Source organism: Saccharopolyspora spinosa NRRL 18395 (genome assembly GCF_000194155.1).
GTDB classification, from domain to species: Bacteria; Actinomycetota; Actinomycetes; order Mycobacteriales; family Pseudonocardiaceae; genus Saccharopolyspora; species Saccharopolyspora spinosa.
On record NZ_GL877879.1, the window covers coordinates 486,352 to 503,521 of the forward strand.

Here is a 17,170-nt window from a genome sequence, read left to right on the forward strand (position 1 = left end):
TGATGTCCTTGAGGTCGGTGGGAGTCCAGGTGAGGTAGGGGACATGCTCGGTCGAAAGGTCCGGTGGTCGGCGCTGGTCGTGGCGCTCACGAGCGCGATGCTGGCGGGTTGCACGAACACGCCGCAGGCGCCGCCTACGACCGAGCCACCGCCGCAGTCGCTACCCGCGACCGGCCTGCCGCAGGTCACGCCGCAGCCGCAGGAGATGAAGCGGCTCGGCGACGACATCCCGGTGCGGGGCACAGTCGAAGTGGTCGTCGATCCGCTCGTCGACCAGCCCACCCGCGACCTCGCGGTCCAGGTGCTGACGCTCGCCGGGGCGAGCGGGGTGACGGTGCGCGAGCCCGGCGCGCCCGCCGACGACAGCGTCCTGAGCATCCGCATCGGCGACCGGAACTCGCCGTCGGTGGTCAAGGGCCTGCAGGAGCTGGGCTACGCCGCACCCGCGCCGCTGCCGCCCGAGGGCTACGTGCTCGCCGGGCGAGGCGGCAACCGCCCGATCCTGTTCATCGGCGCGTCCGACGCGGCTGGCGCCTACTACGGCGTGCAGACGCTGCGCCAGATCGCCTCGCCGGGCCGGATCTCCGGGGTCGGCATCGTGGACCACCCGTCGATGCCGCTGCGCGGCACCGTCGAAGGCTTCTACGGTCCACCTTGGACGCACGCCGAGCGCATGGACCAGTTGGCCTTCTACGGCGACGTCAAGATGAACACCTACATCTACGCGCCCAAGGACGACCCGTACCACCGGGAGAAGTGGCGCGAGCCGTACCCGGCGGACGAGCTCGCCCAGGTGCAAGAGCTGATCCGGCAGGCCCAGGCGCACCACGTGAAGTTCACCTTCGCCCTCTCGCCGGGCACCTCCATCTGCTACAGCGACGACGCGGACTTCCGCGCGCTGCTGGCGAAGCTGCAAGCGGTGTACGACGAGGGCGTCCGCGACTTCTCCGTGCCGCTGGACGACATCACCTACACCCGCTGGAACTGCCCGGGCGACCAGGCGAAGTACGGCCAGCCGTCCGAGGGCGCGGCCGGGAAGGCGCAGGTGGATCTGCTCAACCGCGTGCAGCGCGAATTCGTCGACGCGCATCCGGGTGTGGCACCGTTGCAGTTCGTGCCGACCGAGTACTCCGACGTGGAGGACTCGGCGTACAAGACCGCGATCCGCTCGGCGCTCGACCCGCGGGTGTTGGTGATGTGGACCGGCGACGGCGTGATCCCGCGCCAGATCACCGTTTCCGATGCGCGGCAAGCCGAGAAGGTCTGGGGGCGCAAGCTCTTCCTGTGGGACAACTACCCGGTCAACGACTTCGACGGCTCCGTCGGGCGAGTGCTGCTCGGCCCGTACGACAAGCGGGAGCCGGGCTTGAGCGGGCAGCTCGTCGGCGGCGTGTCCAACCCGATGAACCTGGCTGCGGCGAGCAAGGTCGTGGTGCTCGGCGCGGCCGATTTCGCTTGGAACGACGCGGCTTTCGACCCGCAGCGGGCTTGGCGGGCGGCGGCCGAGTACCTGGCGGGGAAGCGGGCGGCCGGGCAGGCCGGGCTGGTCGCCGACCCGGCGACCGTCGACGCGCTGATGGTGTTCTTCGACCTGGAGCACATGGCGCCGCTGCCCAGCGGCCGGCCGTGGCTGCCGCAGGCGCCGGAGTTGGCGCGGCGGATCGAGGAGTTCCGCGCCGGCTGGGAGCGCGGTGATCGCGCGGGCGCGGTGCGGGAGCTGCGCGGCTACGCGCAGGCGATCGCGGACGCCCCGGAGCAGATCGGGAAGGGCGCGCCGGCGGACTTCGCCGGCGACGTGAAGCAATGGCTGACGGCCACCGAACTCTGGGGCGACGCGCTGGTTGCCACGATGGACGGTCTGCAGGCGCGGGCGGACGGCGACGAGGGGCGCACCTTCGAGCACTTCACCGCGGCGCGGCAGTTCGCGGATCGGGCCAAGCAGATCCGCACCCCGCCCGGCGAGGTCCGCCCCCAGGGGCAGGCCCTGGTCGGCGACGGCGTCCTGGACGAGTTCGTCGAACAGGCGCCCGGCATCCGGTGACGTCGCGCAGTTTCAAATGAAACTGCGGGCCTCACCCCGGTGATCGCAGTTTCAATTGAAACTGGTGGTCGGGATGTGGGATACCGGTCATTCCTGGGGGACGAGCACCCAGCAGACCAGGTAGATCACGATCCCGGCGCCGAAGCCGAGCAGGGTGGCGGCGACCAGCAGGACACGGAGGAGCACGGCGTCGACGCGGAGGTCCTTGGCGATGCCGCTGCAGACGCCGGCGATCATGGCGTCATCCCGGCTCCGCCGGAACTTCCACGTCGGCCGCTCGGCGGTTCTGTCGTCGGTGGCCTGGCTGCTGCCGATGGAGGAGATGTTCTCGGTCATGTCCCAAGCCTGCGCTGCGGGGGCGCGAAAAGCCTCGGGGTACAACCCCGACCCGACCCGGATTCGTTGATGGCCGACCCCTGAGAATCAGGTGGGAACCCGCGTTTTTTCGTTGCTGCAGCGCCCAAAATTGCTCACGGGTCCGTTGCTTCGAAGCGGTGCCAGCCACTTGGTCCAGCTTGCGCCGTTGTGGATCTCAGGCGTCGTCTGGCGGGGCCAGCCCCAGTGCTGCGGGGGCCGTGCACGAGTCGGGATCCCGGGGGGTGCGGGCGGCGTCTGAGGTTCCGCTACCCGTACCGCCACGCAAAACGGGCCTGGAACAGGTTTGTTCAGTTCAGGCGGCGGAGGGGCGGTGAATGTCCAGGAGGTTGGAGCTCTCCTGCTCCCAGCGGTCGTACAGCGCGTCCCGGCCGTAGCGGGCCACCAGCTGCGCCTCGTCCCTGGCGATCGGGACCAGCGTGATCAGCTGGAGCACCGGTTCGCCGACTTCGCTCAGCAGGACGTCGAACGAGTCGCCGAGGTAGGGGTGGGGTGCGGCGAGCGCGCCGCAGATCTCCGTGTCCGGCAACAGGATCCGGTCGTTCATGATGAGCGCGCCGTAGCCGACCCGGCTGTTGCTCTCCACCAGCAGCTCGGCGATCACGCCGGTCAGGTGCCGCGCGTAAAGCTCCTGGTCCGCCTGCAACGTGCACACGAGCTCCTGCGGCAGCGGCGCGCCCGCGGTGCGCGTCCGCAGGCCGCTGGTCAGCACCGAGACGTGCGCGCCGTCCGGGTGGTCGCAGTAGACGAGGTAGTAGCCGCGATCGCGGCCGTTGGCGTCCCGGCTGTCGGCGCCGCGGACCCGGCCGATGTGCGTCTCAACGTGCGCGGGGAACCCGCTGAACCGGCTCATGCACCAACCTCCGAAACCCCCGTGATCTTACGGAAACGCGCAAGCGCGCCCAACACGACCAGCGGGCCGGTGTGCGCACGGTCCCGGTGGTTTCCGCTCGGCGCGGTCGAGGCAGTCCTCGAGCACCGCATCGTGCGGCGGTCGCCAGCGGATCGGCCTAGCGGCCGGCCGAACCGCATCGCGGGCCACTCCTCGTGCGGCCACAGTTCGTCGTGCGGGCTCGCCAGCGAGTCGATCAGCGAACGCTTGACTGGCGGGCAACGCGCGGCTGGAGACGGCCCTGGCCGATCTGGCTCGGCGGCTCGGGAAGGCCGACGAACTCGGGCGGTCCCGCGTCCGGCTCCGGTGATCGACCTGCCCTACGCCGTGGTCCGGCGGTACCTGGTGCGCGGCGAGCCGATCCCCGCCTTGGAGGTTGGCACAGTGGGCGACGCGGTCCGGGACCTGCTTGCCGGATGATCGAATGATCGCCTAGGTGGCGGTTGTTCGCATACGCTCGGCGGTATGGCGGTGGATGGCGCGCTCGACATGAAGTCCCCGGCCGAGGTCGCGACGGCGTTGGACGAGACTGGTTACCTGCCCGACGAAGGCATTGCGACGGCGGCCTTCCTGGCGATGCGGATGCGCCGCCCGCTGCTGTGTGAGGGCGAACCCGGCACCGGCAAGACGGCGCTGGCGCAGGCGCTGGCCACGGCGCTCGGGGTGGACCTGATCCGGTTGCAGTGCCACGAGGGCATCGACGCCGCGCAAGCGCTCTACGACTGGGACTTCCCGCGCCAACTGTTGCACCTGCGCACCCTGGAGGCGGCTTCCGGGGGCGAGATGGACGCCGACGCCGCCGAATCTTCGCTGTACACGCCGAGGTTCCTGCTGGCGCGGCCGCTGTTGCGCGCGTTGCAGGAGTCGCCCTGCGTGCTGCTGGTCGACGAGATCGACCGCGCCGACGACGAGTTCGAGGCGTTCCTGCTGGAGGTGCTGTCGGAATACGCGGTGACCATTCCGGAGTTCGGGGTGGTGCGGGCGCCGGAGCCGCCGATCGTGATCCTGACGTCCAACCGGACGCGCGAAGTGCACGACGCGCTGAAGCGCCGCTGCCTCTACCACTGGCTGGAGCACCCGGACCTGGAGCGGGAGGTGGCTATCCTGCGACGCCGCCTGCCGGGTCTGGAGGCCCGGCTGGCGGAGCAGGTGGCCGCCGCGGTGCAGCGGATGCGGCAGATGGAGCTGCTGAAGCCGCCCGGGGTGGCGGAGGCCCTGGACTGGGCGCAGGCGCTGCAAGCGCTGGACCAGAACGAACTGGACACCGAGATCGCCGCGTCCACGCTGGGCGCGGTGCTGAAGTACCGGGAGGACGCCGAAAGGGTCCGCGCCGCAGGCATCGTGGCGCCCTGACCGCCCGCGATCTCCAAGGAAATCGCGGACCACCGAAACGGACGTTCAGGAGGGGGCTGATGGAGCACACCGCGACCGGCCTGGTCGGGTTCGCCCGCGCCCTGCGGCACTCCGGGATGGCCTGCGGCCCCACCCGCGTCCAGGCCTTCCTCGCCGCCACCGAGCACGTCGGCCTCGACGACCGCTCCGCGCTCTACTGGGCCGGCCGCCTCACGCTGTGCTCCGAACCGGACGACGTTCCGCGCTACGACGCAGCCTTCGGCTGCTGGTTCGGCGGCGCTGCGCTGCCCGCCGAGTCGCCGGGCCGTCCGCTGCCGCGTCCGGCGCGGATCGCTGCGCTCTCCGCGGCTGATGGCGGCGACCAGGACGGCGACGCGGACAAGCCGCTTGCCGCTGCCGCCAGCGAAGCCGAGGTGCTCCGCCGTCGCGACCTCGCGGAGCTCGGTGCGGCGGAGCGCGAGCACCTGCGGCGCATGCTCGCGGTGCTGCGCCCGGAGCCGCCGTCGCGCCCCGCGCTGCGGCATCGCCGCAGCAAGCGCGGCCCGCTCAGCCCGCGCGCGACGCTCCGCGAGCTGCTGCGCTCCGGTGGCGAGCCGTTGCGGTTGCAGCGCCGGAAGCGTTCTCGGCGACCGCGCCGGGTGGTGCTGCTGATCGACGTCTCGGGGTCGATGAGCCCGTATGCGGATGCGCTGATGCGGTTCGCGCACGTCGTGGTTCGGCGTTCGCCCGCCAGCACCGAGGTTTTCACGTTGGGCACCCGGATGACGCGGGTTAGCCGGCAGCTCCGGCAGCGCGATCCGGAGGCCGCGCTGCTGGCGGCTTCCCGTGCCGTGCCGGACTTCTCCGGTGGCACCAGGCTCGGCGAGACGCTTCGGGTGTTCCTGGACCGGTGGGGGCAGCGGGGCATCGCGCGCGGTTCGGTCGTCGTGCTGTTCTCCGATGGCTGGGAGCGCGGCGACTCGGCCGAGCTGGGTGACCAGATGCGGCGGTTGCGGCGGTTGGCCCGGGCGGTGATCTGGGCGAACCCGCACGCCGGGCACGACGGTTACCAGCCGGTGCAGTCCGGGATTGTCGCGGCCATGCCGCACGTTGACCGGATGGTGGCGGGACACAGCCTGCGTTCGCTGGAGGATGTGTGGTCGTGGGTGCGCCGGTTGTCCCAGCCGGGGATGGCACCGGGGGAGCGAAGTGTCGGACTTGGGCAGAACTGACCGGGTAGTCGGGGCACGCATTTCGGCACGGCCCGGTGGGGCGAACGGACCGTTCGCCTCAATAGGTGGAGTGAACAGGCCGTTCGCCCTGTCCCCCAAGACCGGCGACGCGCCTGGGTTGCGTTCCGGCGGAATTGGCGCTGCGCCGGAAGGCGTTGAGGAAGCGGAGGTGTGCTGTGCGTGACGTGCTGGACGAGTTGACCAAGCGGTGGGAAGCGGGCGAGGCCGTCGGGCTGGGCACCGTGGTCGCGACGTTCCGGTCGGCGCCACGGCCGCCCGGGGCGTCGATGCTGGTGACCAGCGGTGGCGAGGCCGTCGGAAGCGTTTCCGGCGGCTGCGTAGAGGGCGCGGTCTACGAGGAGGCCACCGGCGTGCTGGAAGGCGCCGACCCGGTCCTGCGGCGCTACGGAGTCAGCGACGACGACGCCTTCGCCGTCGGCCTGACCTGCGGCGGGATCCTCGACGTCTTCGTGGAGCGGGTGGACCGCGCGACCTTCCCGGAGCTCGATTCCGTCGCGGCCTCGGTCCGGGCCGAGGAGCCGGTCGCGGTCACGACCGTCCTGGAGCACCCGGACGAGAGCAAGGTCGGGTCGCACCTGCTGGTGTGGCGCGGGCGCACCAGCGGCAGCCTCGGATCGGCGCGGATAGACGACGCGGTCGTCGACGATGCGCGCGGCATGCTGGCCAGCGGCCGCAGCGGCGTCATCGAGTACGGCCCGGAAGGGCAGCGCCGCGGCGAAGGGCTGCGGGTGTTCGTGAACTCCTTCGAGCCGCCGCCGCGGATGCTGGTGTTCGGCGCGATCGACTTCGCCGCCGCGATGGCCCGGATGGGTGCCTTCCTCGGCTACCGGGTCACGGTCTGCGATGCGCGACCGGTGTTCGCCACGCACAGCCGGTTCCCCGGCGTGGACGACGTGGTCGTCGACTGGCCGCACCGCTACCTGGCCGCCGAGGCGGAGGCCGGGCGCCTGGACGAGCGGAGCGCGGTCATGGTGCTCACCCACGACCCGAAGTTCGACGTGCCGGTGCTGGAGGCTGCGCTGCGGCAGAACTTGGGCTACGTCGGGGCGATGGGTTCCCGCCGCACCCACGAGGACCGGCTGCGGCGGCTGCGCGAGCAGGGCCTGACCGGGGACGAGCTCGCCAAGTTGTCCTCGCCGATCGGCCTGGACCTGGGCGCGCGGACCCCGGAGGAGACCGCGGTGTCCATCGCGGCCGAGCTGATCGCGCTGCGGTGGGGCGGCCGCGGCGTGCGGCTTTCCGATGTAGAGGGGCCCATCCACCACCACTCGTGAGCATTCGTCTTCGACGTCGCGACACCCCGACGGCTGTGGACAACCTCGTACGGCTGTGGACAACTTCCGCAATTCCATGCAAATAGGACCTTCGATTTCATGGAAACTGCCTACGGACCGAGCCGCCGGGCGAGGCAGTGGCCGTGGCTCCCGCAGCGGCCGCCGTCGCGGCATGCGACTCTCCGAAGTCGAGGGGCTTGTGCACCATCACTCGGGAGCGCGCTTGCTCGCGATCGGTCGACGTAGCAGGCTTCCGGAGTGACGCCCGTCACCCAGGCGGAGCAGTCCGTTCCCGACCGTCCGCGCACCGCGGGCCAGTTCCTCCGAGGAGGCCGCCCAAATGCCGCGCATCACCGTCAACGTCGACGGCACCAAATACACCGATGAGGTCGAGCCGCGCATGCTGCTCGTTCAATACCTCCGCGAACGGCTAGGCAAAGTCGGCACCGTCGTCGGTTGCGACACAAGCAACTGCGGCGCGTGCACCGTCCACCTGGACGGCCACAGCGTGAAGTCGTGCTCGGTGCTTGCCGTGCAGGCCGACGGGCACGACGTCACCACCGTCGAGGGGCTCGCCCAAGACGGCCAGCTGCACCCCTTGCAGCAGGCGTTCCACGACAACCACGCCCTCCAGTGCGGGTTCTGCACGCCCGGGATGATCATGCAGGCCCTGGACCTGCTCGCCGAGGTGCACGAACCCGACGACCAGCAGATCCGGGAAGGCATGGAGGGAAACCTCTGCCGCTGCACCGGATACCAGAACATCGTCCGCGCGGTCCGCGACGCGTCGCAGCGCATGCAGTCGGGCGCCGGTCCTGCGGTGGAGCACGCCCCCGGAGAAGCACAGTCACGAGCCCCCGTTCCCCGAACGCCGGCTGACGAGCACGTCGAGACCAAGGTGACGGGAGGTAGGCAGTCATGACATCGGTCCTGGAACCCGAGCTCGGGCGCGCCCGCAAGCGCAAAGAGGACGCGCGGCTGATCACCGGCCGCACCCGCTGGACCGACAACCTGACCCCGATGGGCACGCTGCACCTGGCGATCCTGCGCAGCCCGGTCGCGCACGCCCGGATCACGTCGATCAACACCGACGAGGCGCGGCGGATGCCCGGCGTTTCGGCGGTCTTCACCGGCCGCGACATCGCCGACGAGCAGGGCAGCCTACCGTGCGCGTGGCCGGTCACGGAGGACATGAAGGCCCCGGCGGCACCGCCGCTGGCCGTGGACGAAGTGTGCTTCGCCGGAGAAGCGGTGGCCGTGGTGGCGGCGCGCAGCGCGGCCGAGGCGCGCGACGCGCTGGACGCCATCGACATCGACTACGAGGACCTGCCGGTCGTGCTCGACATGAAAGCGGCGCTGGAGCCGGATTCGCCGCTGGTGCACGACGACCTGGGCACCAACCGCAACGCGACCTGGACGTTCGACTCGGCCGAGGCAGGCACCGGCGGCGACGTCGAGCAGGCGCTGAGCAGCGCGGAAGTCCGCGTCGACCGGACCTTCCGCCAGCAGCGGCTGATCCCGGCGTTCATGGAGCCGCGCTCCGTGGTCGTCGACCCGACCGGCGAGCAGATCACCATGTGGTCGGCCACCCAGGTGCCGCACATCCTGCGGCTGATGCTGTCCATGTCGCTCGGCGTGCCGGAGCAGAAGATCCGGGTCATCGCGCCGGACGTGGGCGGCGGGTTCGGCGGCAAGCTGCAGGTAACGCCGGAGGAGGTCATCGCCTTCGTGCTGGCCGGCAAGCTCGGGCGGCCGGTGAAGTGGACCGAGTCCCGCTCCGAGACGATGGTTTCCGCGCACCACGGCCGCGACCAGATCCAGAAGCTGTCGATGTCGGCGACCAAGGACGGCCGGATCACCGGGCTGAAGGTCGATCTGCTCGCCGACATGGGCGCCTACCTGCGGCTGGTCACGCCGGGCATCCCCATCCTCGGCGCGTTCATGTTCAACTCGATCTACAAGATCCCCGCCTACCACTTCAGCTGCACAAACGTGTTCACCAACAAGACCCCGACCGACGCCTACCGCGGCGCAGGCCGGCCGGAGGCGACGTTCGCCATCGAGCGGATGATGGACGAGCTAGCCGCCGAACTAGGCATGGACCCGATGGAGCTGCGGCGCAAGAACTGGATCGCGCACGACGAGTTCCCGTACGACACGGTCGCCGGGCTGACCTACGACTCCGGAAACTACGAGGCCGCCACCGACAAGGCCGTGGGGCTGTTCGGTTACCAGGCGCTTCGCGAGGAGCAGGAGGAGCGGCGGCGCTCCGGCGATCCCGTGCAGCTGGGCATCGGCATCTCGACGTTCACCGAGATGTGCGGGCTGGCGCCGTCGCGGGTACTGGGCTCGCTGTCCTACGGCGCGGGCGGTTGGGAGCACGCCTCGATCCGGGTGCTGCCGACCGGGAAGGTCGAGGTCGTCACGGGCTCTTCGCCGCATGGGCAGGGGCACGAGACGGCGTGGAGCCAGATCGTGGCCGACCGGCTCGGCGTCGCGTTCGAGGACGTCGAGGTGCTGCACGGCGACACGCAGGTCTCGCCGAAGGGCATGGACACCTACGGGTCGCGGTCGCTGGCCGTCGGCGGCATGGCGGTGGTCAGCGCCGCCGACAAGGTCGTCGAGAAGGCCAAGAAGATCGCGGCGCACCTGCTGGAATGCGCCGAGGACGACGTCGAGTTCGCCTCGGGGCGGTTCGGGGTCCGCGGCACCGACCGCGGCACCGCGCTCGCCGAGGTGGCGCTCGCCGCGTTCGCCGCGCACGACCTGCCGGAAGGGGTGGAGCCGAACCTGGACGCCGACGCGACGTTCGACCCGGAGAACTTCTCCTTCCCGCACGGCACCCACCTGTGCGCGACCGAAGTGGACACCGAGACCGGAGAGGTCAAGATCCGCAAGTACGTCTGCGTCGACGACATCGGCACCGTGGTCAACCCGCTGATCGTGGAGGGCCAGGTGCACGGCGGGCTGGCGCAGGGCATCGCGCAGGCCCTGTTCGAGGAGGCCGTCTACGACGAGACCGGCACGCTGACGACCGGGACGTTGGCCGACTACCTGATCCCGTCGGCCGCCGACCTGCCGGAGTTCGTCACCGATCGCACCGAAACCCGCGCGACGTCCAACGCGCTGGGCGTCAAGGGAGTCGGCGAGGCGGGCACCATCGCCTCGACCCCGGCGGTGGTGAACGCGGTCGTTGACGCCCTGCGGCCGATGGGCGTCAACGACGTGGAGATGCCGTGCTCGCCGCAGCGGGTGTGGCGGGCCGTGACCGGTGCCCGCGGCAGCGGCGCCACCGCGCCGGAAGCCGGCGGTGGACTCGGCTCGATGAACGCCCAGGGAGGTAACCGGTGATTCCCGCCCAGTTCGACTACGTCGCACCCTCCACAGTGGAGGAAGCGGTCGCCGCGCTCGCCGAGGCCGGGGAGGACGCCAAGGTGCTGGCGGGCGGGCAGAGCCTGCTGCCGGTGCTGCGGATGCGGCTGGCCGACCCGCAGCTGGTCGTCGACCTCGGCCGCATCGCCGCCCTGCGCGGCGTGCGCGAGGAAGGCGACGCGCTGGTCATCGGCGCGATGACCACGCACCACGACGTCATGCACGATCCGCTGGTGCAGCAGCACGCGCAGCTGCTCGCGCTGACAACACGCACGGTCGCCGACCCGCAGGTGCGCCACCGCGGCACCTTCGGCGGCTCGCTGGCGCACGCCGACCCGGCGGGTGACCTGCCGGCCCCAGCGCTGGTGCTGGACGCCGAAATGGTGCTGGCCGGGCCGTCCGGGCGGCGCACCGTGCCCGCGGCGGACTTCTTCGTCGACTACTTCACCACCGCGCTGGAACCCGGCGAGCTGCTGGCCGAGGTGCGGATGCCGAAGTGGACGGGGTGGAGCGCGCACTACGAGAAGTTCAACCGCGTCGCCCAGGCCTGGTCGATCGTCGGCGTGGCAGCCGCGGTGCGGGTGTCCGCTGGGACGATCGCCGAGGCCCGCATCGGCCTGACCAACATGGGGCCGACGCCGATCCGGGCCCGCGGCGTCGAGCAGGCCCTGGTCGGTCAGCCCGCCACGGCGGACGCGATCCGGGCAGCGGCCCGGCACGCCGCCGAGGGCACCAGCCCGGTGGCCGACGCCAGCGCGGACGTCGACTACCGCGAGCACCTCGCCGAGGTCCTCACCGGCCGCGCCGTGCTCGCCGCGACGGGCGGCTAGGCCCGGGGAGAAGCCGCCCGTGAGCCTTTCGAGCCGCCCCGGCAACTCGAAGGGCTCACGGGCGGTCTCGCAGGTCGTACGTGTGCGTCAATGATCCAAATGGGGTAGGCACCAGCCGCGCAGGCTGGGAAGCTGGTAGTGGATTGTGACGAGGTCGCGCTGGCCAGGGAGGCGGCCGGGCATGGCTCGGGTCGCAGCCGAGGCGGCGGCGCCTGAGGTCCGGCGCGATTCTCGAGGCAGCTTCTTCAGGAAGGACGGCTCTTTCGAGCCGAGCTCGGTCGAACCAGGAGGACCCTCCAGTGCAGATGCAGCACCAGTTCAGCGTCCCGGTGCCGGTCGAAGTGGCGTGGAAGGCGTTGCTCGACCCGGAGCGGGTCGCCCCGTGCATGCCAGGCGCCACGCTCACCAAGGCCGAGGGCAACGAGTTCGCCGGCTCGGTCAAGGTCAAGCTCGGCCCGGTCACCCTGCTCTACAAGGGCACCGGCACCTTCAAGGAGGTCGACGAGGCCACCCGCCGGGTGGTCATCGACGCCAGCGGCAAGGACTCGCGCGGCAGCGGCACCGCCGCCGCGACGGTAGCCGCTGTCCTTCAGCCGGAAGGCGACACCACTGCGGTCACGGTCGACACCGACCTGAAGGTCACCGGCAAGCCGGCGCAGCTCGGCCGCGGCCTGATTTCCGAGGTCGGCGGCAAGATCCTGAACCAGTTCGCGGCGAACCTCGCGAAGCGCCTCACCGAGGAGGAACCGGCGGAGGCGCCGACCGAGGAGGCTGCGGCCCCGGCATCCGGCGGCGAGGAGAAGGCCGAGCCGTCGGCGCCTGCCGAGGAGAAGGTCGCGGCGGGCAAGGCGAGCTGGCGGGTCACCCCGGCGGGCAGCCACGACACGTTCGCCAGCGCCGTTAAAGAGGAGCCCTCGCGCAAGGCGGACGCGGTGGTGACCGGCGTAGCAGCGCCGGCGGACGAGGCCATCGACCTCCTCGGCACGGCGGGAGCCCCGGTCCTCAAGCGCCTGGCCCCGGTCGCGGTGGCCGTCGTGGTCCTCGGCCTCGCGTTCCGCATCATCCGGCGCCGTCGGCGCCGCCGCGCCTGACCCGCCCGGCCGTCACCCGGGGAGGAGCCGATTCCGCGCGGAATCGGCTCCCGGATTGCCACTGGACCTTTCGGGACAACGACGTCCCTGCCGTGATCGCGCACCAGGCCTGCAAGCTCGAGTTGCCGGGCCAAGCGGAGTCGCGTTCGGGGCCGTGAGTCCGCCGGGCAGCCGGCGGATTCACGGCTTCGCGAGAAGGTCGTGCACCCGGCGGAGCCGGTCGAGCCAGTACCGCTGCACATCGGCGGGCGGCGTAGCCGCCGCGACCCGCGCAGGATCCGGCACCGGCGGACGGCGGAGCACCGGCAGGTGGCCGTCCACGGGCAGCAGCGAGTCGGCGACGACGTCGCCGTCGAGCAGCGCCACCGTGCCGAGGCCGCAGGCGAAGGGGAGCTCGGGCAGCGAGCCCGCCAGGGCGACCTGCGCGGCGAGGCCGACGCTGCTCTCCACTGCGGAGGACACGACGCAGGGCAGGCCGCAGGCCTCGGCGACGCGCAGCGCGCGGCGGACGCCGCCCAGCGGCGTGGCCTTGATGATCGCGACGTCGGCCGCTCCGGCGACCGCCACGCGCAGCGGATCCTCGGCGCGGCGGATGCTCTCGTCGGCCGCGATCCGGACGTCCACTCGGCGGCGGACCACGGCGAGTTCGTCGATCGTCGGGCACGGTTGTTCCGCGTACTCCAGGCCTCCGGCCGCCTTGTCCAGCTCGCGGATGCGGGTGATCGCCGTTTCGACGTCCCAGGCGGCGTTGGCGTCGACCCGGATCGCGCCGCCCGGGCCAAGTGCGTCGCGGACCGCCGCGACGCGTTCGACGTCGTCACCGGGGGACTGGCCGGGCTCGGCGATCTTGACCTTCGCCGTGCCGCAGCCGGACGCCGCGACGATCGCCGCGGCCTTCTCCGCCGGCACGGCGGGCACCGTGCAGTTGACCGGGATGCGGTCGCGCACCGGCTCCGGCCATTCCTCGGTGCACGCCTCCAGCGCTGCCCGCAGCCACGGCACGGACTGGGCGTCGTCGTAGTCCTCGAACGGGCAGAACTCGCCCCACCCGGCCGGGCCGCTCAGCAGGACTCCTCGCCGGACCGTGACGCCCCGGAACTTGTTGCGCATCGGCAGCGCGTACACCCGCACCGCGTCCAACTCCGCCAAGTCGATCGTCGCAGGGGCCATGACCCGATCCTTTCAGCCCACCGCGGCCCCGGCGCGTCAAGGGCGCGCAACGACCTCCCGCCGCTGACGCCGCAATTTCAATGGAAATCAGAGATCCGAGTTCCATTGAAATCGAAGAAGTTGTCCACATCCGTCGGCGTGTCGTCCTACACCACGCTGGGGCGGCCGAGGTCGAAGACGTCCACCTCGAACCGCGCCCACTGTTGGCGCAGCGCGGTGACGCCGTTGTCCAGGATGTAGTTCAGCTCGCCGAGGGTCACCGGTAGCAGCGTGAACACCTGGAGCTGCTCCACGCCGTCCGGATCGGTGAACCTGGTGAACTCCGGCGGGAACAGCGGGTGGCCGCTGGCGAGCACCCCGTGGAACTCGGTGCCCGGCAGCAGCGGCTGCTCGTTCGGCACGATCTGGTCCGGCACCAGGTGGGTTCGCTGCTGCACCAGCACCTCGGCGGTGAGGTCGACCAGGTGCCGGGCGGCTTCGGCCTGCTCCGTGTAGACCGTGCAGGCGAGCTCCTGGGCGGGTTCGGCGCCCAGCGGCTGGAAGCGCAGCCCGGTGCTGATCACCGTGGTCAGGTGGTACTGCTCCAGGTGGAAGAACACCAGCCCGTAGCCGCGGTTGGTGCCGTGCGCGTTCGGGGGCTCGGCTCCGGTCGGCACCCCCGCGTGGCGTTCGAGGCTTTCCGCGAGTCCGACGAACCGGTGCGCTCCGCCCAGTGCCGCACGTTCCTGCTCGGTGGCCATCCGATCTCCAGTGTCTTGCGGGACGCCCGCACCCCTTGTGTTCATTCCGGCGCCCGAACCCGCGCCCGCCCCCAGGCCGGGCCCTGCGGGCGCCGCACCCGAGTCGGCCAGCCTGTGCAGCTCATCGGGTGTTGCGCGCGTTCATCGCAAAGGTAGCCGCTGCAAGGACCCAACTCGGACACTTTTGGATGACAGCCGACCGGGTGTGTCCGCAAATGTCGTCACCCGATGTCCGGGATGGCGGGCCCGAGCAGGTCGTCGGCGTCGACGATCCGGTACGCGTAGCCCTGCTCGGCGAGGAACCGCTGCCGGTGCGCCGCGTAGTCGGTGTCCAGGGTGTCCCGCGAGACGACCGAGTAGAAGTGCGCCTGCTTGCGCTTGGCCTTCGGCCGCAGCAGCCGACCGAGCCGCTGCGCCTCCTCCTGCCGCGACCCGAACGTCCCGGACACCTGCACCGCGACCGAGGCCTCCGGTAGGTCGATCGAGAAGTTCGCCACCTTCGACACCACGAGCCGGTTGATCTCGCCGCGCCGGAAGGCGTCGAACAGCTCCTCGCGCTCCTTGTTCTTCGTCGAACCCTCCACGATCGGCGCGTCCAGCGCCTCGCCCAGTTCGTGCAGCTGCTCCAGGTACGCGCCGATGACCAGGGCGGGCTCGCCCGGGTGCCGGTCCAGGATCGCCTTGACCACCGGGGCCTTGGTGCGCGCCGTGGAGCACATCTTGTAGCGCTCGTCGGCCTCGGCCGTCGCGTACTCCAGCCGCTCGTTGTCGGTCAGCGTCACCCGGACCTCGATGCACTCGGCGGGCGCGATCCAGCCCTGCGCCTCGATGTCCTTCCACGGCGCGTCGTAGCGCTTGGGCCCGATCAGCGAGAACACGTCGCCTTCCCGGCCGTCCTCGCGGACCAGGGTCGCGGTGAGCCCGAGACGCCGCCGGGACTGCAGGTCGGCGGTCATCCGGAACACCGGCGCGGGCAGCAGGTGCACCTCGTCGTAGACCACCAGCCCCCAGTCTCGGGAGTCGAACAGCTCCAGGTGCCTGTACTCGCCCTTGGAGCGGCGGGTGATCACCTGGTAGGTCGCGATGGTGACGGGCCGGATCTCCTTCTTCTCGCCGGAGTACTCGCCGATCTCGTCGTCGGTCAGCGACGTCCGCTCGATCAGCTCCCGCTTCCACTGCCGCCCGGCGACGGTGTTGGTGACCAGGATCAACGTGGTGGCCTGCGCCTCGGCCATCGCCGCCGCACCGACCAGTGTCTTGCCCGCGCCGCAGGGCAGCACCACGACGCCCGAGCCGCCGGCCCAGAACGACTGCACGGCCTGCGCCTGGTAGTCGCGCAGCTGCCAGCCGTCCTGCTTCAGCGTGATCGCGTGCGCCTCGCCGTCTACGTAACCGGCCAGGTCCTCGGCGGGCCAGCCGACCTTCAGCAGCAGCTGCTTGAGCCGCCCGCGTTCGCTGGGGTGCACGACCACGGTGTCGTCGTCGATGCGCGCGCCCAGCATCGGGGTGATCTTCTTGTTCCGCAGGATCTCTTCCAGCACCGCGCGGTCCAACGAGTTCAGCACCAGGCCGTGCGCCGGATCGTTTGCCAGCTGGAGGCGGCCGAAGCGGCCCATCGTTTCGACGATGTCCACCAGCAGCGGCTGCGGCACGGGGTAGCGCGAGTAGCGCACCAGCCCGTCCACCACCTGCTCCGCGTCGTGTCCGGCGGCGCGTGCGTTCCACAGCGCGAGCGGCGTGATGCGGTAGGTGTGCACGTGCTCCGGGGCGCGCTCCAGCTCCGCGAACGGTGCGATGCCGGTACGGGCCTCGTCGGCGAGGTCGTGGTCGACCTCGAGCAGCAGGGTCTTGTCGGACTGGACGATCAGGGGTCCGTCGGTCACGGGTGCGCAGCTCCCTCGGGTCGGACGGCTTCTTCGCAGGTGATCAGTGGTGCCGGGACACTGTCGGACTCCGGACCCAGTATTCCACCGTCGCCGCGACGCCCCCGTTCCGGCATTGGTAGCGGGGTGCTTCGCCGGTTGCGGTGCGAGCTCAGCGGGCCGGCAGGACCAACCGCAGCGCGGTTCCCCCGGCATCCGGGCGCCGGGCCGAGACGGACCCGCCGTGCCGTGCCGCGATCTCGCTGACCAGCGCCAGCCCGAGGCCGTAGCGCCGGGTCCCGCGGTCGGTGCCCCCGGGCGCCGAGGCGAACCGCTTGAACAACGTCGGCAAGATCGCCGGGTCGATGCCGGGCCCGTCGTCGACCACCTGGACCAGCGTAGAGCGCGCATCGGTGCTGAGCACCACCCGCACGTCAGCCCGCGCGTGCCGGACCGCATTGTCCAGCAGCGCATTCAGCGCGCGCAGCAGGCCCGCATCGAAGCCGATGACCTCGATCGGGCCGGGCGCTTCGAGCCGCACCGAAACGCCCTGCCGCTCGGCTGCCGGGCGAGCGGCGGACACCGCCTGCTCGGCGAGCTCGGTGAGCGCCACCGGGCGCAGGGGCATCTCGCCGCGTGGGTCGGCCGTCAGCAGCAGGTCTTCGAGGATCGTCGCGAGCCGGTCGGCATCGGCGACCAGACCGTCCACATCGGACCGGAGGCGGTCATCGGGCTGCTGTCCTGCTCGGCGTACCCGACCGTGATCAGCACGACGTGCACGAGCACCAGCCAAAGGACCCAGCCGCGTTGAGCGCCAGCAGGGCCAGGGGCCACCACTGCGCGTCGCCAGCCCGTGTCCTGCGCCGCTTCGATCGCACGTCGCCGAGTCTCGGCTGCGTTTCTGGGAAGAACTTTGGAAAGCACCGGGCAACCGGCGC

At 71.2% G+C, this 17,170-nt stretch carries 14 protein-coding genes; 8 read left to right on the forward strand and 6 right to left on the reverse strand.

Annotated elements, in window-relative coordinates; genetic code table 11:
• The first annotated feature begins 43 nt into the window (after positions 1 to 43).
• Positions 44 to 2,041: a glycoside hydrolase family 84 protein gene (locus tag SSPN_RS0121370; protein WP_010308490.1), complete on the forward strand. Its 1,998-nt coding sequence runs from the start codon at positions 44 to 46 to the stop codon at positions 2,039 to 2,041.
• 87 nt (positions 2,042 to 2,128) lie between these two features.
• Here SSPN_RS0121370 and SSPN_RS0121375 read toward each other — a convergent pair whose 3' ends face one another.
• Together SSPN_RS0121375 and SSPN_RS0121380 are read right to left on the reverse strand one after the other, a co-directional pair.
• Positions 2,129 to 2,377, reverse strand: coding sequence for a PspC domain-containing protein (locus SSPN_RS0121375; RefSeq protein ID WP_010308497.1), 249 nt, complete (start codon positions 2,375 to 2,377; stop codon positions 2,129 to 2,131).
• Between the two features lie 334 nt (positions 2,378 to 2,711).
• Entirely contained in the window at positions 2,712 to 3,269 is a 558-nt protein-coding gene (locus SSPN_RS0121380; RefSeq protein WP_010308500.1) for a suppressor of fused domain protein, read from the reverse strand.
• A gap of 504 nt (positions 3,270 to 3,773) precedes the next feature.
• Here SSPN_RS0121380 and SSPN_RS0121390 point away from each other — a divergent pair.
• The 7 genes from SSPN_RS0121390 to SSPN_RS0121420 all read left to right on the forward strand — a co-directional run bounded on the left by SSPN_RS0121390 (position 3,774) and on the right by SSPN_RS0121420 (position 12,460).
• Positions 3,774 to 4,661: an AAA family ATPase gene (locus SSPN_RS0121390; RefSeq protein WP_010308507.1), complete on the forward strand. Its 888-nt coding sequence runs from the start codon at positions 3,774 to 3,776 to the stop codon at positions 4,659 to 4,661.
• A gap of 59 nt (positions 4,662 to 4,720) precedes the next feature.
• A complete protein-coding gene (locus SSPN_RS0121395; RefSeq protein ID WP_010308511.1) occupies positions 4,721 to 5,872 on the forward strand; it encodes a vWA domain-containing protein in 1,152 nt (383 codons plus the stop codon).
• Between the two features lie 176 nt (positions 5,873 to 6,048).
• Positions 6,049 to 7,167: an XdhC family protein gene (locus SSPN_RS0121400; RefSeq protein ID WP_010308514.1), complete on the forward strand. Its 1,119-nt coding sequence runs from the start codon at positions 6,049 to 6,051 to the stop codon at positions 7,165 to 7,167.
• 340 nt (positions 7,168 to 7,507) lie between these two features.
• Positions 7,508 to 8,089 (forward strand): (2Fe-2S)-binding protein, encoded by a 582-nt coding sequence (locus SSPN_RS0121405; RefSeq protein WP_010308517.1) that lies wholly within the window; start codon positions 7,508 to 7,510, stop codon positions 8,087 to 8,089.
• On the forward strand, positions 8,086 to 10,518 hold the full coding sequence (locus tag SSPN_RS0121410; RefSeq protein ID WP_010308520.1) for a xanthine dehydrogenase family protein molybdopterin-binding subunit: 2,433 nt from the start codon (positions 8,086 to 8,088) through the stop codon (positions 10,516 to 10,518). Before SSPN_RS0121405 ends, SSPN_RS0121410 begins: the two co-directional genes overlap by 4 nt.
• The gene (locus SSPN_RS0121415; protein ID WP_010308523.1) at positions 10,515 to 11,369 is read left to right on the forward strand and encodes an FAD binding domain-containing protein; all 855 of its coding nucleotides are present in this window, start codon (positions 10,515 to 10,517) and stop codon (positions 11,367 to 11,369) included. Before SSPN_RS0121410 ends, SSPN_RS0121415 begins: the two co-directional genes overlap by 4 nt.
• Before the next feature lie 299 nt (positions 11,370 to 11,668).
• Positions 11,669 to 12,460, forward strand: a complete 792-nt coding sequence (locus SSPN_RS0121420; RefSeq protein ID WP_010308526.1) for an SRPBCC family protein — start codon at positions 11,669 to 11,671, stop codon at positions 12,458 to 12,460.
• A 180-nt stretch (positions 12,461 to 12,640) separates the two neighbouring features.
• On the opposite strand, the gene SSPN_RS0121425 is transcribed toward SSPN_RS0121420, so the two are convergent.
• From SSPN_RS0121425 to SSPN_RS0121440, 4 genes are all read right to left on the reverse strand, one after another.
• On the reverse strand, positions 12,641 to 13,630 hold the full coding sequence (locus SSPN_RS0121425; RefSeq protein WP_010308530.1) for an o-succinylbenzoate synthase: 990 nt from the start codon (positions 13,628 to 13,630) through the stop codon (positions 12,641 to 12,643).
• Between the two features lie 146 nt (positions 13,631 to 13,776).
• Positions 13,777 to 14,370, reverse strand: a complete 594-nt coding sequence (locus tag SSPN_RS0121430) for a suppressor of fused domain protein (RefSeq protein ID WP_010308536.1) — start codon at positions 14,368 to 14,370, stop codon at positions 13,777 to 13,779.
• 221 nt (positions 14,371 to 14,591) lie between these two features.
• The gene (locus SSPN_RS0121435) at positions 14,592 to 16,253 is read right to left on the reverse strand and encodes a DNA repair helicase XPB (protein ID WP_010308540.1); all 1,662 of its coding nucleotides are present in this window, start codon (positions 16,251 to 16,253) and stop codon (positions 14,592 to 14,594) included.
• Between the two features lie 151 nt (positions 16,254 to 16,404).
• Positions 16,405 to 16,941, reverse strand: a complete 537-nt coding sequence (locus SSPN_RS0121440; protein WP_010308543.1) for a sensor histidine kinase — start codon at positions 16,939 to 16,941, stop codon at positions 16,405 to 16,407.
• Positions 16,942 to 17,170: the final 229 nt, after the last annotated feature.